Source organism: Mesorhizobium sp. M0239, from assembly GCF_040321815.1.
GTDB lineage: Bacteria > Pseudomonadota > Alphaproteobacteria > Rhizobiales > Rhizobiaceae > Mesorhizobium.
Genome location: NZ_JAMYSG010000029.1, coordinates 42,327 through 60,296, shown reverse-complemented (window position 1 = coordinate 60,296; position 17,970 = coordinate 42,327). Strand labels below are relative to the sequence as shown.

Genomic DNA, 17,970 nt, shown 5'->3' with positions numbered 1-17,970 from the left:
GCTTTTTTGGGGACGGGAGCCGGTCAGGCGTAGGCGACACCTGCCGCGATCACGCCCAAGGCGCCATGCCCGGCATGTTCAGGGTGCTGCGGGATGGCGTGTTCCATTGTTGTCTTGCTGGCATGTGATGACGGGAGAGGCGGCATGGTGGCGCGAAACTCTGCCTCAATCTTGGTTTTGCCATGGTCGGCCAAGTATACATTTTCGTAAGCTTCAAGTCTGGGCTGTTCGTAAAACCGTCCGGTGTGATTTATCCACCGCATGACGCGAATCGACGAACCCATGAACGGTTGGCTGCCGGTCGGCAGTTCTGTTCCAGGCGACTGGCGGCAGTCGTCGATCTGGCCGGGTCTGATGCGCTATCCAGAAGCCGGCCTGGCGCTTTTATGCCTGACGCAGATCCTGTGCTGGACCGTGGTTCCGGCGCTTGTCGATGCCGCCCCGCCCGGCGATGTCGTCGAGAGCTTCATGTGGGGCCGCGAATGGGTGCTTTTGACCTACAAGCATCCGCAGCTCCCCGGCTGGCTGCTCGAGATCAGCCATCTTCTGACCGGATCGTTCCGCTGGCCGCAATATCTGCTCGCCCAGCTTGTCGTCTCGGCGACCTTCGTCTTCGTCTACCTGCTGGCCCGCGACATGCTCGGGAGAACCCGCGCGCTGGCCGCCGTGCTTTTGATGCCGTCATTGTATTTCTTCGGCTGGCCGACACCGCAGTTCAATCATGATTACGCGCAGATGCCCTTCTGGGCCGCAATCTGCTGGCTGCTGTGGCGTGCGGGCCGTGGCGGTGGGCCGGGCTGGTGGCTGCCGCTCGGACTGGTGTCGGGCGTCGGGCTCTATGCCAAGTTTTCCACCGGGTTGCTGTTGCTCTTCGGGGCGATCTGGCTGTTGTCGGACACACGGGCACGCAACCGGCTCGCCACGCCCTGGCCCTGGCTTGGGCTCGCGGTTTTCCTCGCCGTCGCCGCGCCGCTGGCCGTCCAGCTCTACCGCATCGATTTCCTGCCGCTGACCTATGTCGCCGGCCGCGATGAATGGGTGTTGGTCCACCGCGCCCGCCTTTACTATATCGGTGTCCAAATGGCGGGGCTCTGCGGCTTATTGCTGGTGCTGTCGATATCGGGGCTGTTGCGGCGTTCGCCCGCGCCGGAACAGCCCATCGAGAGCGGCGCGCTGGCCTATCTCGTGTGGATGGGGCTTGGTCCGGCGGTGCTTGTCATGGTGGCTTCGCTGTTCACCGGCGCCGGCGAGGCGTGGGGCGCGCCGATGTACAATCTGGTCGGCGTTGTGGCGCTCGCCTTGCTGGGTCATCGGCTCGGCGCCGTCGAACTGCGACGGCTGGCGATCTGCGCGTTCGCCTGCATCCTCGGCATGTCCGGTGCCTATGCGGGCATCCGCTGGACGAGTTGCAATTTGCGCGGGCGCATGGATGCCGTCTGCTGGCCAGCGCGGCAGATTTCGGACGAAGCCGAGGCGGTCTGGCACGCGGCGGTGCCCGGTCGGCTCGACATCGTCGGCGGCGATACCCGCATCGCGTTGCTGGCGGGCCTCAACGCCTATGACAAGCCGTCGATCTTCACCGACCTCGACATGCGGCTCGCCCCCTGGATCACCAGCCAGCGGCTGCGCGATCACGGCATGCTCCTGGTCTGGCCCGGGAGCGGCGTGCCACCTCGGCTGCTGGCGTGGCTGGGCAACATCCCCGTCAAGACCGTTCTTTTCGACTGGTCGCTCAGGGCACCACCGGTGGCGATCAGCTTTGCCGCCATTCCGCCTGGCATGAAGCTACCGGGTTTGATCGACAGGCTCGCCCAAACGAGCAACTGAAGTAGATCCACCGCGTCCGCTGGACGAAGCAGGTGACAATGCCCATTTATGGCGAGACCACTTGCTTTTACGCAATTCCAGACGGAAAACCGCTACACACTTTTCCTGGAATTGCTTTTGAGGAGACGTGACATGGCGACTTCGACCGAACGTGCAGTCCTTGCCGGCGGCTGTTTCTGGGGCATGCAGGATTTGATACGGCGCTATCCCGGCGTCATCTCCACCCGTGTCGGCTACAGCGGCGGCGACGTGCTCAACGCCACCTACCGCAACCACGGCACCCACGCAGAAGCCATCGAGATCAATTTCGATCCGGCCATCATAAGCTTTCGCACGCTGCTGGAACGCTTTTTCCAGATCCACGATCCGACGACCCGCAACCGCCAGGGCAACGATGTCGGGACGAGTTATCGCTCGGCGATCTATTACACCAGCGACGAACAGAAGCGCGTCGCCGAGGACACCATCGCCGATGTCGATGCCTCGGGCCTGTGGCCGGGCAAGGTCGTCACCGAAGTCGCACCCGTTGGTCCATTCTGGGAAGCCGAGCCCGAGCATCAGGACTATCTGGAGAAATATCCCGACGGATACACCTGCCACTTCGTCAGGCCAGGCTGGAAGCTGCCGGTTCGCGAGACGGCGGTTTCGTAGATTTGCAACTGCGATTTGCCCTGCATTGCTGCTCGACGGTGTCGTCGAGCAGATCATCGCATCCAAACCCCTTTCGGTCAGCGCGGCTTGTCGCGTCGGTGAAGCCATCGAGCTTTCACCAATGTGCGAAAGCGCCCTTCGAACACCTTCGTCAACGGCGAATGCGGATGCGGTAGGCAAACACGGTCAGGCGGTTGACAGCCTGCCGTATCGCGGTCCAACTGCGCAGGAAGAGTTGATTTCGGGAGACGGGCCGTGAAAAAAGTTTACGAAAAGCCAGTGTTTGTAAAACGCGAGCGTCTTTCGGTTGTCACTGCCTTGGCATCGCCTTCCACTCAGCCGACCTGACAAGCTCGCCCTGACCTGTCGGCCCGTTTGAGCCGCCGAAGATGAGGCCGATCGAATCGACCGATCACTCGGAGCCGATCACAGCCGTTTTTGTCCTCGATATCTCTAACTATACGGGGCCTCTGCTCGCCGGCTGGCTAGAGGCTGGAAATGCAATTGGCGCGATCATCGTGCCCGGGTTCCGGCGTCGTCCCACCGGTTTCAGCATTGGCAATTTCCGGCGAAGGCTTCAACGCAAGCTGCTGCTCAGGCGGTTTATCGGTAACACGCCTGTCAAGTTGATCGAATTTGGCCGCCCTTACGATTGGAATGCGCTTGGTCGGCAATTGTCTGACGTCCGCGCCGATGTGCTGGTCTGCTACACTTTGCCTGTCTTGATCCCTCAAGAGGTTCTTGGCCATTTTTCCAAAGGCGGGGTCAACCTCCACCCGGCGCTGCTCCCCGACTATCGAGGGCCCCACCCGATCCAGCGCTTGGCCGTGGACGGCCGGCATGCGGCTCATGGCGGCGTCACGCTCCACAAGATGTCCGCCGGTTTTGACGAGGGTGACATTCTCGGGCAGGTGCCGTTTTCCGAAGCTGACTGGACATCGAGAGAAGCCCTGGTCGACAGCACGGCAACCGCTATGCGGATTCTGGTGAGCGAGGCGGTGCCGACCTACTGCCGGGGGCTGTTGTCAGGAATGCCGCAACCGAAAGGCGATTTCGTCTGGGCGCGGCTTCAGCCCAGCCACCTGATAATCTCGCCGGCCATGTCGGTCGAGCATGTTGTACGGCTATGGCATGTGCTTGGCCTTCTGCCAGGCATCTATCTTGAAATCGGAACGCGCAAAGTCAGGCTGGGATTCCAGATCAGAAGGCTGGGGCCCTGCACAGGAAAGGCCCCGGTCAGGCGGTGGGGAACAGTGGAATTTGATCTCGCCAACGGTCGGGTCCTGTATTTTACCTACGGTAGAGTGCTCAAACGGCTGCTCAATTCGAAACACCTATTTTCGCGCCCGCCCGCCGGGAGACCCGCTCCAGAAATCCGGCTGTTCGGCAAAGCGAGTGCTGCGGACCAGAAAAACGGATGAAGTCGCTGGGCGATGCCCAGCGGCTTCATCCGTTTGCGACGTGGTTACTTGCCACAATGATTATCGTTTACCGTTGGCGCCGTCGCGTTACCATCGGCGTCCGGCTGCGCGCCTTGCGGGTTGGTCGGGCAATTCTGATCCGCGTTCGAATTCATGTCCCCTACCGTGCCAGTCGTGCTGTTGGTCGTGCCCGGGTCGACAGTGTCCGGCTCGATCGTATTCGGGGAAGCCGGCGTGTTCGGCTCAACCGTCACCGACTTGCCGCTGCCGCTTCCATTTGCGTTGTTGCTGCCGGCGCTTTGCGCCATGGCTGACGTGGCCAGACCAATGGTGAGAACCGAAGCTGCGAGGATTTTCATGAACATGGTTTGTCTCCATTTCTGTGAAGTCGTCGCTTATTTTCTACGAAAGTGATCGCGTTGCGACTGTGGGGACAACCGGTCGCGGCGGCGAAGGTTCCCGACAAAATTCCGCTCAGGCGCACCGTGACTGGCGCAATGCTTTTGGCGCAGTGCTCTGAAAAAACGGCTTTCCCTTGAACTCGAATGATGCTTTAAGGCGCACATCCACAGGGGTGCTCCGTACGGTCGGGGCTGAGACGGGGGCGGCAAGCCCACAGACCCTAGAAGCTGATCTGGGTAATACCAGCGGAGCGAGGCGGGCGATGTTTTGAGGCGCACAGATTTCCCTATACCCCATGACCGACGATTTCGTCGGTGTCATTCTTGGCGCGCTCGGTGCGCTCGATCCCTGGCGCGACAAGCTCAGGATCGAGACCGACGACATCTCGACCTTGCTGGTCGGGTCGCCCGAAGTGCTGTTTCCCGCCATGCGCGACCTCTTCGTGGCGGCGGCACGTAGCGGCAAACATTGCGTGTTGTCGGCCACCATCTCGCGCGGGTGCCCTGGCGAGCCGGATGATCCGATCTGCCGCTCCGATGCACTTGGCGGGCCTGTCGGGCCACTCGGCCCGCGCAAGGATGCGGCCATCGCGGCGGTGCGCAATGCTGCTGCCACCGGCCAGCCGGCGGCGGCGCAGTTCTCGCTCTATGTGATGGGCACCGACGACCACATGGACGAGATCTACGGCTGCATCGATTTTCTCAAGCAGTCCGGCGTCTATGAGCGTTCCAAGCATTTCTGCACGAAACTGCGCGGTGATGCCGGTGCGATCTTTTCGGCGCTGGACGAGGCCTTCTGCCGCTTCGGACCAGGCGCCGGCCACGTAACCCTCGACGTCACGGTCTCGGCCAACAGCCCGTCGGCTGTCTGAAGCTGCCGCCGCCTCCGCGCGGCCGTCAAAGGTTATCTCCCGTGGTCTCATCATCATTCGCTTCGCGCCCGATCGCGGGCCTTCTTGTCAAGGCAATGCCGGCCATGATCTCGGTCGGTTTGCTCCTAGTGGCGTGGGAGCTTTATGCCACCTATTCCGGCATCAGGCCGACGATACTGCCGGCGCCGTCGCGCGTTTTCGAGCAAGCGCTGCTCAATCGCCAGGCGCTGGCCGACAACGCCATTCCGACCATCGGCGCCACGCTGCTCGGCTTTGCCTGTTCGCTCAGCGCCGCCTTCGTGCTGTCGATGCTGGTCGACTTCTTCCAGCCGCTGCGGCGTGCGCTGTTTCCCGTCTTAATCGTCAGCCAGACCTTGCCGCTGGTGGCCATCGCGCCGCTGGTGGTGCTGTGGTTCGGCTTCGGGCTGGCGCCCAAGATCATGCTGGTGGCGCTGGTTACCTTCTTTCCGATGCTGGTTGCATTGGTCGAGGGTTATGAGTCGACCGAGGCCGAGATCGGGCAAATGCTGCGCGCCATGGGGGCAGGGCGCTGGCGCATCTTCGTGCTGGCACGGCTGCCTTCGGCGCTGCCCTATTTCTTCGCTGGCTTGAGGATCTCCATCACCTACGCCGTGGTCGGCGCGATCTTCGCCGAATATGCGGGGGCCGCGAAGGGGCTGGGCATCTACATGCTCAACGCCAAGAACAATTTCCGTCCTGACCTGGTTCTTGCCGGCGTCGGAGTGAGCGCTGCCCTGACCCTTGTCCTGTTCGGGTTGACTGTACTGCTGCAGCGCCTTGCGATGCCCTGGGAGCGGGCCGGCAAGGAAACCGCCGGGAAGGGAGCCTGGCGATGAGCCGGCTGGAACTGCGGCACGTGCGCAAGGCGTTCGGTCGGCTCGACGTGCTGGCCGATATTTCGCTTAGCGTCGGCGCTGGTGAATTCGTCTCGATTCTTGGACCCTCGGGCGCCGGCAAATCGACGCTGTTCCAGCTTCTGACCGGCGCCGAGCATGGCGAGGGCGAGATGTTGTTCGACGGCGCGCCGCTCGACGACCACGGCAGGCATTTCGCCTTCATGCCGCAGCGTGACGCGCTGATGCCGTGGCGGCGCATCCTCGACAACGCGACGCTCGGGCTCGAAGTCCAAGGCATGAGGAGACAGGCGGCGCGGGTGCGCGTTGCGCCGTTGTTTGCCGAATTCGGGCTTGCCGGCTTCGAGCGGCATTTTCCAGCGCAACTGTCCGGCGGTATGCGCCAGCGCGCGGCCTTGCTGCGCACGGTGGTGCAGCAACGCGACATGCTTTTGCTCGACGAGCCGTTCGGCGCGCTCGACGCGCTGACCCGCACGGCCATGCAGCGCTGGCTGGAACAGATGTGGCGGCATCATCGCTGGACGGCGCTCCTGATCACCCATGACGTGCGCGAAGCCGTGTTCCTGTCCGACCGCATCTATGTGCTGTCGGCGCGCCCGGCCCGCATCGTGCGTGAAATCAAGGTGCCGCTGCCGCGCCCGCGCAGCCTTGGCGGCGATGCCGCGCGCCAGGCAAGTACGCTCGAGGCCGAGATTCTCGACATCATCGTCAACGCCTCCCCATCCAAAGGACACGATCATGACTGACTTGACGCGCCGGCAGGCCTTGTTGCTGACCCTTGCCACAGGCCTTCCGCTCATTGCCGGATCGGGGCGAGCCCAAGCACAATCGGCACAAAAGGTCACCGTTGCCCTCGACTGGACGGTCAACACCAACCACATCGGACTGTTCGTCGCCCGCGACAAGGGCTTCTATCGCGAGGCCGGGCTCGAGGTCGACATCCTGCCTTACAGCGATACCGGTGCGGGCACGCTGGTTGCAAATCGCGTCGCCGATTTCGGCATCAACGGCACCATCAGCCTGTTCACCCAGAGAACCGCCGGAGCGGACCTGAAGGGCGTCTATGCGGTGGTGCAATCGGAAACCGGCCGCGTGGTCCTCAATGCGGCCCGCAGCGAGATAGTAAGCCCGAGAAACCTTGACGGCCTGACCTATGGCGGCTTCGGCAGCGCCTGGGAAAACGCCCTGATATCGACCATCATCCGCCATGATGGCGGCAAGGGCAATTTCGAGACGGTGACGCTCGGCACCTCAGCCTATGAGGCGCTGGCCAATGGTTCGGTCGATTTCACGCTCGAAGTCTCGACCTGGGAGGGTGTCGAAGCCGAGCTCAAGGGCGTCAAACAACGCAGCTTCGTCTATGCCGATTACGGCGTGCCTGACGAGCATACGACACTGATCTCTTCGAGCGAAGCCTATCTCCAGGCAAACCCCAAGCCTGCGGCAGCCTTTGTCCAGGCGACACGGCGCGGCTACCAGTTCGCGGTCGATCACCCCGAAGATGCGGCAGCCCTGCTGATCGCGGCCAACAAGGATGCGTTGACCAATCCGGCGCTGATCCACGCCTCGCTGAAGGCGCTGATCGACGGCCATTATCTGCGCAGCCAAAGCGGCGCCATCGGGACGATGGATTCGGCCAAGATGGAAGCGATCGGCGACTATCTCTTCGCGTCCGGCATCTTGCGCGATGCCGATGGCAAGCTGGTTGCTCAACGCCCGGATTTCGGGAGCTATTTCCGCAACGACTATCTGAGCTAGTCTACCAAGATCAAATGAAATGGGTCGCCCGTCTTTCTGGACGACCGCGTGGAGCAGGGTCGTCTGGATGTGGCACCCTGGCTCCCTGACAGCCAGTTTAACACCGATCTGATCTTGTTGATTAACTGCCCGGCAATGGTTGCGTGCAAAGGTCGCCTCGAGGGATCATCGGGGTGTTTGCATTGCTCATATCAAAAAGCGAGGCGCTTTCGCACGTCAGTGACGGCAGGATTCTGTCCGCAGCCCGAAAGCGCGAAATCCTGGTGGATTTGCGCGAAGGTTTCTTTCGGATCTGCGCGCTGGCCTTCGCGGGCATGTTCGTCTACCGCGGCGTATATCACCTGATGCTCGACCCGACCCGCATCAATGTGGCGCTGGTGGCAATCTCCGAGATCCTGACCTTTACCTGGCTGCTTCTGTCGCGGCGACCGCAGGTACGCGACTGGAACCCGCTGACGGTGGTTGTTTCGGTGGTCGCCAGCTTCGGTGTCGGCTTCATCGACCTGGAACCGGGCGTGGCCATCATCCCGGTCTATGCCGCTGCGCCGCTGCAAGTCCTGGCGTTGGGGTTCGTGATCTGGGGGAAGATATCGCTAGGGCGTTCTTTCGCCATTCTGCCGGGCAATCGCGGCGTGATGACCGACGGTGCCTACCGCCTGGTGCGGCACCCGATCTATGCCGGATACCTTGCCGGTCATGTCCTGTTCCTGCTGTCGGCCTTTTCCTTCTACAATCTTGCTGTCTACGCCGCGATCACCTTCTTCCAGGTTCATCGCATCCTGCGCGAAGAGGCGCTGTTGGCCGCCATGCCGGAATACCGGGACTACATGAAGCGCGTCCACTACAGGCTGTTCTACGGCGTCGTCTGACAAGCGGGTGTGCAGAATCGTTCGGTCTGCAATCACGCTGGCACCTTTCGCGTGATCTGCGCGCTTCCTCCCCCGTGCAGATTGGTGTCAGTCTGCCAGGCCTAACCTCAAGACATTGGCGGTTGTCATTCCGGTTCTGTCTCAGGCGGGCCCGTCTGCCTTCTGGCGCGTCTCGCTCCGCATCCGGACCGTCAACAGACCCTGGCCACTTGCAATCATCGTGCGAGAGGCTCATGCATTGTCCGGCGCGGTGAGCGGCATCGCAATAGGATAAGCGGAGCAACGTTCGACCATCAATGGATATCCGCATTGTTTATGCAGAGAGCCAATAATACAACTTTTATTATCATTTTATCTTGGGAGTTTTATTGATGTATACCACGCCTCAATTTCAGCATTCTCTCTGTGAAACTGAAATTCACCACCTCGCGTAGTTGATCTTGCAATCGGACTCTCGCCAATTGCTTAGCGCAACGACAACAGGAGAGTGTTATGGCTCACACCATCAAGACAGTCGCCAACATGTTGGCGGGTAGTGCGGTAATTTTAGCTCTTTCCCTGCCCGCCAATGCTGCGGGAATCGGCCTTGGCGTTGGTGCCTCGGTGGGTGGTAGCGGCGGCGTCAATGCCGGTGTCGGGGCTTCCGTTGGCGGCAGTGGCGGCATCAGTGCCGGAGTGGGCGCCTCGGTCGGCGGCAGCGGTGGTGTAAATGCCGGTGCCGGTGCCAATGTTGGCGGCTCGAGCGGTGTCAATGCTGGTCTCGGCGCTTCGGTCGGCGGCAGCAACGGCATCAATGCCGGCGCGGGCGCCAACATCGGAGGGTCTGGCGGCATTACGGCCGGCCTTGGCGCCAATGTAGGCGGGACGAGCGGCGTCGGCGTGGGTATTGGTGGCGGCATCAATCCAGGCAATCCGTCGAACCCGAGCAATCCGTCCAATCCGTCAAACCCCAGCAGGCCGAGCCTGCCGGGTGTCGTGGCCCAGATGTCGGATAGCAACGTGGCGCGAATGAAGAAGCGCTGCGTCGACGTGCTCAGCAGCGAAGGCGCCTACGACCGCGATCTACGGCAACTCTGCCTCCTGATCGCTCGTCGCTGATACTGGAGGGGCCGGGGATTGGAAGTGCCGAACCAGACGTGAGGCTCGACCGCACTCTCCTGGCCTCCGGCCGGTAGGAAAGCCCGCCACGCTGGCGGGCTTTCTGCGTCCACAGGCGTGCCGGAATCAAATTCTGGTTGCCATCATCTGGATGGCCGCTTCTGTTGCCGGCAGACCTCTTCCGCACGCGATGCCCGCCACAATCGCGCGGAACGGTAGAGCCTTTGGAGCGCTCGTCTTTGAACATCGCCATGAGTCTTGGAACCATACCGATCATCATTGCGCTGCTTGGCGGCCTCAGCGGCCTCGGTGGCGGTCCGTTCTACGGCACCGGCTACTATGGCGGCGGCGGCCTTGGGCTCGTGCTGCTCATCGCCATCGTGCTTGTCGTGCTCGGGCGTATCTAGTCTAGCCGGGTTATCGCAACTGATCGCAATCTCGTGAGCGCCCCCAATATCGGCGTGCACCGGATTGTGATGCAGGCAAGCCGGCTTGTGATCCTGCACTCTGCAAAACTTTCGTATGGTCATTGCGGTCCACACCCCCCGTGGAAACAAGAGGAGAGGGTCCCACCCCTTGTCCTCCTCCAAGGCCCGCTCCGGTTCACCGTAGCGGGCTTTTGCTTGCTGGCGAGGGGAAACCGGCTCGCATCAAGCCCTGTGGGCAAGGCATCCAGATGCTGACGCCAGTCGACTATTCCATGTCAGGTACGTCGCCGCTGACGAAGAGCGTGTTCGGCGGGCCGTATTCGCCCAGCGTCGGATCGGCCTCGCGGCTCCAGGCGATGACGCCGGCATGCTTTGCCGCCAGAGCCCTGGCGGTGCGTATGGCGCGGTCTTCGCTCTGCTGGTCGGCGGGTCCAAAGGCTGGGAACAACTCGCCATCCTCACCGCGATCGAACGCGACCACGACGATCAGCCTGGGATTTTTCTGGCCACTGGAGTCGGACATCTTGCACCTTTGGCGCGGAACCTATCACATTGCGCGGGGTTGAAGGCCGCGAATCGATGAATGCCGACTTTGGGGAGTGGCATCGTGCAAGATCAGCGTTTCGATGAGCCGGTCAGGATTGCGCTTGGCCGATCGCGAAACTCGATCTTCAACGTGGAGCGGGTCGCTCAGGCTGCCGACATCCTGCTGAACCGCTGGCCGGTTGCAACCGGGCAAAAGCATATGGTTGCCCGTAAGGTCTGTCTGGCCGTGCTAGAGGGAAAGAAAGAAGTCTCGGCGGCAAGGGCGGCGTTCATCAACGCCGCTATCGAGGCGGACATTCTCGTTGAGCCGCGTGAGGTGTCGATCCCGTAGCCTGCCCGGTGAAATTGAATCAAGGATCGGCTCTATCCTCTTGGTTGATCTCGGTCTTTCACACCGGCTTTTCCGGGCCATGGCAACCGGCCAGTTCGGCGCGCTCTGCGGACAATCCGAAATTCGGGGTTCATTGGGCCTGTTTCCGGCATCTGTTGACACGGCATTTCTATCCAGATATTGAACAGGACTATACAGGTTCACTGAACAGGTACCTATATGAAGCGGCGCGCGGTTCAACTGTCTCCCGGTACGGGCAAACCCGAGCAGATCGCAACCGTTCTCGAACGTGAAATCCGCTCCGGTGTTCTCGGCTTCGGCGACCGCCTGCAAAGCGAGAATGAACTTGTCCAGCGCTTCTCCGTCAGTCGCAATACGGTCCGCAAGGGCCTCGAAGAACTGTCCAGCCGCGGGCTGATCACGACCAGGGTTGGTATTGGCTCGTTCGTCACCTTCGACGGCAAGCCGGTCGATGACTCCATCGGTTGGTCGCGCGCGCTGGCCGATGCCGGCGCCAATGCCGAGACGCGGACGCTGCGGCTGGAGGTCATCGAAGACCCCGATCTGGCTGCGCTGCTTGGTATCGAAAGCCCGTTCTTCATTGCCGTTGACCGGGTGCGCACCAACGCCAGCGACGGCCATGCGATCTCCATCGAGCGCAGCCGGCTGCCATTGTCCTCCGAGCTTGAGGACGTACCGTTGCGCGGACTGCGCGAGGGCTCGCTGCACCAGACGCTGCGCGCCGCCGGCCTCATTCCCGACCATGGCGAGGAATGGGTCGAGATCGAGATGCTCAATGCCGAGGATGCGGCCATCCTCGGTTGCCCACAAGGCACGCCCTTCCTGCGCGGCCGCCGGCTGACGCGTGCGGCTGACGATCGGCCGATCGAGTATGTCACCAGCCTGCTCAACCCGGCACATTTTGCGCTGCATATGAGGTTCTGAGCGATGTCGGATGCAACCAGCAAGGCCATCGATCGCGCCATGGGCGCGCTTATCGGCGGAGCGCTGGGAGATGCGCTCGGCATGCCGACGCAGCTTTTGTCGCCGGTTCGCATTGCCGAACTCCACGGCCATGTCGAGGATTTCATCGAGCCTTTCGCCGATCATCCGGTGTCGAAGGGACTGGCTGCCGGCACCATCACCGACGACACCGAACAGGCGCTGCTGCTCGGCCGCATCCTGGTCGAATCCGGCGACCGTTTCGACCACGCGCGCTGGGTCAATGCGCTGCTCGACTGGGAGCGCGAGGTCAAGGCGCGCGGCAGCTATGATCTCTTGGGGCCGTCGACCAAACGGGCCATCGACGCCATCAACAATGGCGTACCGGCCGAGGAAGCGGGACGCAGCGGCGACACCAATGGCGCGGCCATGCGCATCGGGCCTGTCGGCATCATGATGCCGCTCGAACCATTGGAGGCGTTCGTCGCCAAGGTGGCGGAGACCTGCCGGGCGACGCACAACACCTCGATCGCAATCGCTTCCGCTGCTGCCGTTGCCGCTGCCGTCAGCCGCGGCATCGCCGGCGGTGGCTGGCGCGATGCTTCCGCCAGCGCCGTCGCGGCGGCGAGGCGAGGGGCGACGCTTGGTCATTGGGTCACCGGCGGCGACATCGCCGCGCGTATCGTCTGGGCGCAGGACATCGTGCGCGGCAAGGCGATCAGGGATGCCATTCGGCTGATCACCGATCTGGTGGGTACCGGCGTGGCCAGCCAGGAATCCGTCCCGGCGGCCTTCGCCGTGCTGGAAGTCGCCCGTGGCGACCCCTGGCAAGCAGCTATCATCAGCGCCAATATCGGCGGCGACACCGATACGATCGGCGCCATCGCCGCCGGCATGGCCGGCGCCTGCAGCGGTTTTTCCCGATTGCCGCAACAGCATATCGCCCGGCTTGTCGGCCTCGACATGTCAGAGGTTCGCGCGCTTGCCGCCGACCTCGTGGCAGCAAGGGTGGCGAAAATCGGTTCCGGCAAGGACGCGGCGGAATGAGCGGCCGTCTCGTCCATGTCGGCAGTGCCGTGGTCGACTATGTCTACCGCATCGACGCCCTGCCGGCGCCCGGCATGGAAAAGACGGCGTCGAGCTTCGCCCAGGTCGCCGGCGGCGGCTTCAACATGATGGTCGCGGCCAGCCGCACCGGCATGCAGGTGGTGTTCGGCGGCCAACTCGGCAGCGGACCCAATGGCGATTTCCTGCGTGCCGCTTTCGCCGCCGAGGGCATCGCGACGCTGACGCCGCCATCGCCATTGACGGACAGCGGCAACTGCGTCGCCATGATTTCGAGCGACGCCGAACGCACCTTCGTGTCGTGGCCAGGGGCGGAGAGCGTGCTCAGCCGCGACCTGATGGCGCCGGTCGCGGTGGCGCCGGGAGACTGGGTGTTCACCTCCGGCTACATGCTAAGCTATCCCAAGAGCCGCGATGCGCTCACCGATTGGATCGAGGCACTTCCGGCAGATATTCCCTTCGTCTTCGATCCGACGCCGGTCATCTCGGACATTCCGCGTCCCATCCTGTCGCGGGTGCTTGCCCGCACCACATGGCTGAGCTGTAACACGACGGAAGCCGCCGAGATTGCCGGCCCAGGCGATGTCGAGGGACTCGCGGCACGACTTCTCGCCGACCACTGCCCCAAGGCTGCTGGCGTGATCATTCGCGCTGGCGCGAAGGGTTGCCATATCAGGCTGGCCGACGGCACAGCGCAGACCATTGCCGGCTTCAACGTCAGCGCCATCGACACCAATGGCGCCGGCGACACCCATATCGGCGGTTTCGTCAGCGCGCTGGCGCACGGCATCCCGCCCTTCGAGGCAGCGCGCTATGCCAATGCTGCAGCGGCCATTTCGGTCACCCGCCATGGCGGCTCGTCGGCGCCGACGAACCGCGAAATCCAGACATTCCTGAGCCATGCCGCCGACCCATCGGGAGCAGGCCGGACACAGAAGGCCAATGCATAACAGCTGGAAAGCCTGACAAGCCCGGGAAGCGGGCAAACCCACAGAGAGGAACCAACCATGCGCATGCCTGACTTGACTGCTCTGCTGACGGCGACCGCCGTCTTTACCTCCGCACTCACGTTCGCCGCCAAGGCCGACGAAGTGCATGTGCTCAACTGGAAGGGCTACGGCGCCGACGAGCCGTGGGCCGTCGAGGCTTTCGAAAAGGCGACCGGCAACAAGGTCGTCAACGATTTCTTCAATTCCGAACAGGAAATGCTGACCAAGATCCGGACCAATCCCGGCCTCTACGACGTCGTCATGATCAACGCCGCCTTCAACGACCAGGCGATGGACGGCAAGCTGATCCAGCCGATCGACGTTTCCAAGCTGCCGAACTACGCCGACATCAGCAAGGACAAGGCGGGATCGCCGATGCTCGTCCACGACGGCAAGGTCTATGGCGTGCCGTGGGTATGGGGCCTGACGGCGCTCGCCATCAACGAAAAATCCTTCGACAAGCCGCCGACGAGCATCGCCGAGATGTGGGATGCCGCGCACAAGGGCCGTGTCGTCATTCGCGACGACGCCGTTGAAGCGGTGCAGTTCGGCGCCATCGCCACTGGCCAGAACATCAACGACATCAAGGATATGGATGCGGTCAAGACGAAGCTGACCTCGCTGATGCCGCAGATCAAGACCTTCTGGAGCTCGGAGAACGACTGGAACCAGATGGTCGCCTCCAACCAGATCGACATCGGCACCTACTGGAGCGGCTCGGCCGATCGCGCCAAGACGCATTTCAAGCTGCCGGTCTCGCTGGTCGTGCCGCAGGAAGGCGCCGTCGCCTGGCTCGACGCGTTTTCCATTCCGGTCGGCGCCAAGAACGTCGCCGGCGCCGAGGCCTTCATCAACTACATGATCGACCCGAAATTCTACGTCGAATGGGTCACCAAGGTCGGTGCTCCCGTCTCCGCCAACACCAAGGCGGTGGAAGCGCTGCCCGAGGATGCCTTCAACCGCAAGGTCATGGGTGATCCCGAAGTGGCCAAGCGCATCCAGTTCCAGGCGCCGATCACCGACGCCCAGCGCGAAGCCTATCTGGCGCTCTGGCAGCAGCTTAAGGTCGACGTGAAGTAAGATCACAGCCAGGCCAGCCGGCGGTTCGCGTCGGCTGGTTCTTCCAATACTGGGAGGAGGGTACCATGGCAGCTGCGACAGCGTCGCGAAGCGGGCTGAGATCGGCATTGCCGCTGCTGGCGCCAGCCTATCTCTGGCTGACGGTGGCGATCTTCCTGCCGCTATCCGCTATGGTCTTCTTCTCGTTCATGACCGAGCTGCCGCTGTCGGGAAAGCCGTGGGCGTTCACGCTTGGCAACTATGCCGCCTTCTTCTCGCAAAGCCTCTATCTGACGCTGCTGCTGGCCTCGCTGCGGCTTGGCCTCGAAGTGACGCTGTGGTGCGTCGTCATCGGCTATCCCGCGGCTTACGTGCTCGCCAAGGTGCTGAAGGGGCGCAGCCGCGAGGCGATCTTCCTGCTCGTCATCCTGCCGTTCTGGTCGAACGGGCTGGTGCGCATCTTTTCCTGGGCGATGGTTTTGCGCGAGGGCGGCATTCTCGACACCGCGCTCAACGCGGTGCTGCCGTTCAAGATCAACATCGACCTGATGTATTCCTATCCAGCCGTCATCATCGGGCTGGTGCACTCCTATGTGCCCTACATGGTGCTGACCTGTTATCTGACGCTGCAGGCGATCGACGACTCGCTGATCGAGGCCGGGCGCTCGCTTGGCGCATCGCGGTTGCAGGTGCTGAAGCGGGTGATCATCCCGCTGTCGATGCCCGGATTGGTCGCGGGTGCGGCGCTGATCTTCGTGCCGGTCGTCGGCTCGTTCATGGAACCGCGCATCCTCGGCGGCCGCACCGGCACCTTCTACGGCACGGTCATCGAGGACCAGTTCGTCGCCGTGTTCAACTGGCCGCTCGGTGCAGCGCTCTCCTTCATCCTGCTGGCGGTGGTGCTGGTCATCCTGGCGGTGGCGTCGCCGGTGCTGCGGAGGGCCGCGTGATGGTGACGACCCGCATCCTCGAATGGCTCGGCCGTCTCTACATCTTTATGCTGCTCGCCTTTCTTTATCTGCCGATCATCATCATGGCGCTGATGTCGTTCAATGTCTCGCCCTTCTACCAACTGCCGTTCGAATGGACGACCGAATGGTACGCCTCGCTGTGGCAGAACGACCAGCTGATCGCGGCCACCTGGAACAGCGTCGAGATCGCGGTCATCACCACAATCATCTGCGTCGTGCTCGGCTCGGCTGCATCATTGGCGCTCTACCGCTATGAGTTTCGTGGCAAGAAATTCCTGCAGGCGCTGCTGTTTCCGCCGATCGCCATACCGTGGCTGATCACCGGCACGGCGATGCTGATCTTTTTCTTCGGCGTTGGCATCGGCCGTGGCCTGCATGCCATCCTGCTCGGCCATGTCGCACTGGCGCTGCCCTATGTCATCGTCGTCGTCTCGGCCCGGCTGCAGACCTTCGTGCCGGAGCTGGAAGAGGCGGCGCGCTCGCTCGGCGCCAACCAGTGGCAGGTGACGAGGCGCGTTACGCTGCCCTGGATCATGCCCGGCGTCATCGCCGGCGGGCTGTTTGCGTTTGCCGTTTCGTTCGATCAGTTCGTGGTGTCCTATTTCCTGGCGACGCCGGGGCAGACGACGCTGCCGGTCGAAATCTACGCCGCGATCCGCAAAGGGTTCACGCCCGAGATCAATGCGGTCTCGACAATCATCATTGTCGTGTCGATGGCGCTGATGCTGCTCACGGCGCGCTTCTTCAAATTCGGCGGAGAGAAATAATGGCCGGCGTGCAGGTATCTGATGTCTCGCGCAGTTTCGGCGCGCACAAGGCGCTGGACGATGTCTCCATCGATTTCGCCGATGGCGGCTTCTATGCGCTGCTCGGGCCGTCGGGCAGCGGCAAGACCACGCTGCTCAGGCAGATCGCGGGGTTCGATTTTCCCGACAGTGGCCGCATCACCATCGGCGGCGAGAGCGTCGAGCGGGTGCCGGTCGAAAAGCGGCGCATCGGCATGGTGTTTCAGAACTATGCGCTGTTTCCCAATATGAGCGTCGCCGACAATGTCGCCTTCGGCCTGTCGGTGCGCGGCGAGGCCAGGGCGATCATCGCTACCGAGGTGCAGCGCGCGCTCGATCTGGTGCAACTCGGCAAGCTCGGTGGGCGGCGGCCGCATCAGCTGTCGGGCGGCCAGCGCCAGCGCGTGGCGCTCGCCCGCGCCATCGTCACCAAGCCGCGCGTGCTGCTGCTCGACGAGCCGCTCGGCGCGCTCGACAAGGCGCTGCGCGTCGATATGCAGATCGAGCTCAAGCGCATCCAGCGCGAGATCGGCATCACCACCATTTTCGTTACCCATGACCAGGAAGAAGCGCTGACGATGAGCGACCGCATCGGCATATTGCGCGACGGCAGGCTGGTGCAGGAAGGACCACCGGAGGAGATCTACGACCGGCCGAAGAGCGAATTCGCCGCCACCTTCCTCGGCGACGCCAACATTTTTCGCGGCGATACGACGGGCGATGGCATCCGGCTGCCGGACGGCACGGCGATTGCCGCCGGCGCGGGTGCTCGCCTTGCTGCTGGTGCCAAGGCGAGTTGTGCGGTGCGGCCCGAACGCATCCGTATTGCTATTGATGGCGGGGCTTCGGATGGCAACGCCAACATGCTCAAGGGGCAGGTCTCCAAGCGCATTTTCGCCGGCAACAACAGCACATACTTCGTCGACCGTGCCGGCCAGACGCTGAAGGTGATCGTGCAGAACACCGGTGCCGACAGACTGGCGGAGGGCCAGGAGGTGGTGCTGCGCTGGTCGCCTGAGAGTACGGTGCTGATTGCGCCGGGGTAGTCGACGCGGTTCGATAGATGGGGCTGTTGGCGTTCC

At 62.7% G+C, this 17,970-nt stretch carries 22 protein-coding genes and 1 riboswitch; of the genes, 19 read left to right on the top strand and 3 right to left on the bottom strand.

Annotation, left to right across the window (positions count from 1 at the left end):
- Positions 1-23: 23 nt before the first annotated feature.
- Positions 24-284, bottom strand: coding sequence for a hypothetical protein (locus NKI99_RS26300; protein WP_352612637.1), 261 nt, complete (start codon positions 282-284; stop codon positions 24-26).
- On the opposite strand from NKI99_RS26300, the gene NKI99_RS26295 reads away from it, so the two are divergent.
- The 4 genes from NKI99_RS26295 (at position 283) to NKI99_RS26280 (ending at position 3,899) form a co-directional block, all read left to right on the top strand.
- Entirely contained in the window at positions 283-1,827 is a 1,545-nt protein-coding gene (locus tag NKI99_RS26295) for a glycosyltransferase family 39 protein (RefSeq protein ID WP_352441207.1), read from the top strand. The two genes, NKI99_RS26300 and NKI99_RS26295, sit on opposite strands and share 2 nt — an antisense overlap.
- Positions 1,828-1,959: 132 nt before the next feature.
- On the top strand, positions 1,960-2,478 hold the full coding sequence (gene msrA, locus NKI99_RS26290) for a peptide-methionine (S)-S-oxide reductase MsrA (RefSeq protein WP_023814070.1): 519 nt from the start codon (positions 1,960-1,962) through the stop codon (positions 2,476-2,478).
- A 25-nt stretch (positions 2,479-2,503) separates the two neighbouring features.
- Positions 2,504-2,737: a hypothetical protein gene (locus tag NKI99_RS26285; protein ID WP_155930624.1), complete on the top strand. Its 234-nt coding sequence runs from the start codon at positions 2,504-2,506 to the stop codon at positions 2,735-2,737.
- Positions 2,738-2,867: 130 nt separating this feature from the next.
- Positions 2,868-3,899: a formyltransferase family protein gene (locus tag NKI99_RS26280; RefSeq protein WP_023814069.1), complete on the top strand. Its 1,032-nt coding sequence runs from the start codon at positions 2,868-2,870 to the stop codon at positions 3,897-3,899.
- Between the two features lie 44 nt (positions 3,900-3,943).
- On the opposite strand, the gene NKI99_RS26275 is transcribed toward NKI99_RS26280, so the two are convergent.
- Positions 3,944-4,264 carry a RodZ family helix-turn-helix domain-containing protein gene (locus tag NKI99_RS26275; protein WP_023814068.1) on the bottom strand — a complete coding sequence of 107 codons (321 nt, stop codon included), beginning with the start codon at positions 4,262-4,264 and terminating at the stop codon, positions 3,944-3,946.
- Positions 4,265-4,459: 195 nt separating this feature from the next.
- Positions 4,460-4,573, top strand: a riboswitch (TPP riboswitch).
- 8 nt (positions 4,574-4,581) lie between these two features.
- Between NKI99_RS26275 and NKI99_RS26270 the strand changes: the two genes are divergently transcribed.
- The 7 genes from NKI99_RS26270 to NKI99_RS26240 all read left to right on the top strand — a co-directional run bounded on the left by NKI99_RS26270 (position 4,582) and on the right by NKI99_RS26240 (position 10,179).
- A complete protein-coding gene (locus tag NKI99_RS26270) occupies positions 4,582-5,172 on the top strand; it encodes a YkoF family thiamine/hydroxymethylpyrimidine-binding protein (protein ID WP_352612679.1) in 591 nt (196 codons plus the stop codon).
- 95 nt (positions 5,173-5,267) lie between these two features.
- The gene (locus NKI99_RS26265; protein WP_352612677.1) at positions 5,268-6,029 is read left to right on the top strand and encodes an ABC transporter permease; all 762 of its coding nucleotides are present in this window, start codon (positions 5,268-5,270) and stop codon (positions 6,027-6,029) included.
- Positions 6,026-6,793, top strand: coding sequence for an ABC transporter ATP-binding protein (locus tag NKI99_RS26260; RefSeq protein WP_352612635.1), 768 nt, complete (start codon positions 6,026-6,028; stop codon positions 6,791-6,793). Before NKI99_RS26265 ends, NKI99_RS26260 begins: the two co-directional genes overlap by 4 nt.
- Entirely contained in the window at positions 6,786-7,805 is a 1,020-nt protein-coding gene (locus NKI99_RS26255; RefSeq protein WP_352612633.1) for an ABC transporter substrate-binding protein, read from the top strand. The genes NKI99_RS26260 and NKI99_RS26255 overlap by 8 nt, the downstream gene beginning before the upstream one ends.
- 173 nt (positions 7,806-7,978) lie before the next feature.
- Positions 7,979-8,674, top strand: a complete 696-nt coding sequence (locus tag NKI99_RS26250; RefSeq protein ID WP_352612631.1) for a methyltransferase family protein — start codon at positions 7,979-7,981, stop codon at positions 8,672-8,674.
- A gap of 492 nt (positions 8,675-9,166) precedes the next feature.
- Positions 9,167-9,772: a hypothetical protein gene (locus NKI99_RS26245; RefSeq protein ID WP_031213861.1), complete on the top strand. Its 606-nt coding sequence runs from the start codon at positions 9,167-9,169 to the stop codon at positions 9,770-9,772.
- A gap of 251 nt (positions 9,773-10,023) precedes the next feature.
- Entirely contained in the window at positions 10,024-10,179 is a 156-nt protein-coding gene (locus tag NKI99_RS26240; RefSeq protein WP_023814061.1) for a DUF3309 family protein, read from the top strand.
- Positions 10,180-10,465: 286 nt separating this feature from the next.
- Here NKI99_RS26240 and NKI99_RS26235 read toward each other — a convergent pair whose 3' ends face one another.
- Positions 10,466-10,723 carry a hypothetical protein gene (locus NKI99_RS26235; RefSeq protein ID WP_023814060.1) on the bottom strand — a complete coding sequence of 86 codons (258 nt, stop codon included), beginning with the start codon at positions 10,721-10,723 and terminating at the stop codon, positions 10,466-10,468.
- A gap of 84 nt (positions 10,724-10,807) precedes the next feature.
- Here NKI99_RS26235 and NKI99_RS26230 point away from each other — a divergent pair, with 84 nt between their 5' ends.
- The 8 genes from NKI99_RS26230 to NKI99_RS26195 all read left to right on the top strand — a co-directional run bounded on the left by NKI99_RS26230 (position 10,808) and on the right by NKI99_RS26195 (position 17,934).
- Positions 10,808-11,077 carry a DUF982 domain-containing protein gene (locus NKI99_RS26230; RefSeq protein ID WP_027035091.1) on the top strand — a complete coding sequence of 90 codons (270 nt, stop codon included), beginning with the start codon at positions 10,808-10,810 and terminating at the stop codon, positions 11,075-11,077.
- Between the two features lie 219 nt (positions 11,078-11,296).
- Entirely contained in the window at positions 11,297-12,022 is a 726-nt protein-coding gene (locus NKI99_RS26225) for a GntR family transcriptional regulator (RefSeq protein WP_352612629.1), read from the top strand.
- Between the two features lie 3 nt (positions 12,023-12,025).
- Positions 12,026-13,066 (top strand): ADP-ribosylglycohydrolase family protein, encoded by a 1,041-nt coding sequence (locus tag NKI99_RS26220; protein ID WP_352612627.1) that lies wholly within the window; start codon positions 12,026-12,028, stop codon positions 13,064-13,066.
- Positions 13,063-14,034, top strand: a complete 972-nt coding sequence (locus NKI99_RS26215) for a PfkB family carbohydrate kinase (RefSeq protein ID WP_352612625.1) — start codon at positions 13,063-13,065, stop codon at positions 14,032-14,034. Before NKI99_RS26220 ends, NKI99_RS26215 begins: the two co-directional genes overlap by 4 nt.
- A 57-nt stretch (positions 14,035-14,091) precedes the next feature.
- The gene (locus tag NKI99_RS26210) at positions 14,092-15,153 is read left to right on the top strand and encodes an ABC transporter substrate-binding protein (protein ID WP_128304631.1); all 1,062 of its coding nucleotides are present in this window, start codon (positions 14,092-14,094) and stop codon (positions 15,151-15,153) included.
- A 65-nt stretch (positions 15,154-15,218) separates the two neighbouring features.
- Positions 15,219-16,082: an ABC transporter permease gene (locus NKI99_RS26205; protein ID WP_127317861.1), complete on the top strand. Its 864-nt coding sequence runs from the start codon at positions 15,219-15,221 to the stop codon at positions 16,080-16,082.
- Entirely contained in the window at positions 16,082-16,870 is a 789-nt protein-coding gene (locus tag NKI99_RS26200) for an ABC transporter permease (RefSeq protein ID WP_352612675.1), read from the top strand. Before NKI99_RS26205 ends, NKI99_RS26200 begins: the two co-directional genes overlap by 1 nt.
- Complete coding sequence (locus NKI99_RS26195; RefSeq protein WP_352612623.1) at positions 16,870-17,934, top strand: ABC transporter ATP-binding protein; 1,065 nt, start codon at positions 16,870-16,872, stop codon at positions 17,932-17,934. The genes NKI99_RS26200 and NKI99_RS26195 overlap by 1 nt, the downstream gene beginning before the upstream one ends.
- The last annotated feature ends 36 nt before the right edge of the window (positions 17,935-17,970 follow it).

Bases quoted from the DNA above. Each gene is read 5' to 3' on its own strand.
- NKI99_RS26295 (WP_352441207.1), top strand. From the start codon at position 283: ATGAACGGTTGGCTGCCGGTCGGCAGTTCTGTTCCAGGCGACTGGCGG.
- NKI99_RS26300 (WP_352612637.1), bottom strand. From the start codon at position 284: ATGGGTTCGTCGATTCGCGTCATGCGGTGGATAAATCACACCGGACGG.
- msrA (WP_023814070.1), top strand. From the start codon at position 1,960: ATGGCGACTTCGACCGAACGTGCAGTCCTTGCCGGCGGCTGTTTCTGG.
- NKI99_RS26280 (WP_023814069.1), top strand. From the start codon at position 2,868: ATGAGGCCGATCGAATCGACCGATCACTCGGAGCCGATCACAGCCGTT.
- NKI99_RS26275 (WP_023814068.1), bottom strand. From the start codon at position 4,264: ATGTTCATGAAAATCCTCGCAGCTTCGGTTCTCACCATTGGTCTGGCC.
- NKI99_RS26265 (WP_352612677.1), top strand. From the start codon at position 5,268: ATGCCGGCCATGATCTCGGTCGGTTTGCTCCTAGTGGCGTGGGAGCTT.
- NKI99_RS26260 (WP_352612635.1), top strand. From the start codon at position 6,026: ATGAGCCGGCTGGAACTGCGGCACGTGCGCAAGGCGTTCGGTCGGCTC.
- NKI99_RS26255 (WP_352612633.1), top strand. From the start codon at position 6,786: ATGACTGACTTGACGCGCCGGCAGGCCTTGTTGCTGACCCTTGCCACA.
- NKI99_RS26245 (WP_031213861.1), top strand. From the start codon at position 9,167: ATGGCTCACACCATCAAGACAGTCGCCAACATGTTGGCGGGTAGTGCG.
- NKI99_RS26240 (WP_023814061.1), top strand. From the start codon at position 10,024: ATGAGTCTTGGAACCATACCGATCATCATTGCGCTGCTTGGCGGCCTC.
- NKI99_RS26235 (WP_023814060.1), bottom strand. From the start codon at position 10,723: ATGTCCGACTCCAGTGGCCAGAAAAATCCCAGGCTGATCGTCGTGGTC.
- NKI99_RS26225 (WP_352612629.1), top strand. From the start codon at position 11,297: ATGAAGCGGCGCGCGGTTCAACTGTCTCCCGGTACGGGCAAACCCGAG.
- NKI99_RS26220 (WP_352612627.1), top strand. From the start codon at position 12,026: ATGTCGGATGCAACCAGCAAGGCCATCGATCGCGCCATGGGCGCGCTT.
- NKI99_RS26215 (WP_352612625.1), top strand. From the start codon at position 13,063: ATGAGCGGCCGTCTCGTCCATGTCGGCAGTGCCGTGGTCGACTATGTC.
- NKI99_RS26210 (WP_128304631.1), top strand. From the start codon at position 14,092: ATGCGCATGCCTGACTTGACTGCTCTGCTGACGGCGACCGCCGTCTTT.
- NKI99_RS26205 (WP_127317861.1), top strand. From the start codon at position 15,219: ATGGCAGCTGCGACAGCGTCGCGAAGCGGGCTGAGATCGGCATTGCCG.
- NKI99_RS26200 (WP_352612675.1), top strand. From the start codon at position 16,082: ATGGTGACGACCCGCATCCTCGAATGGCTCGGCCGTCTCTACATCTTT.
- NKI99_RS26195 (WP_352612623.1), top strand. From the start codon at position 16,870: ATGGCCGGCGTGCAGGTATCTGATGTCTCGCGCAGTTTCGGCGCGCAC.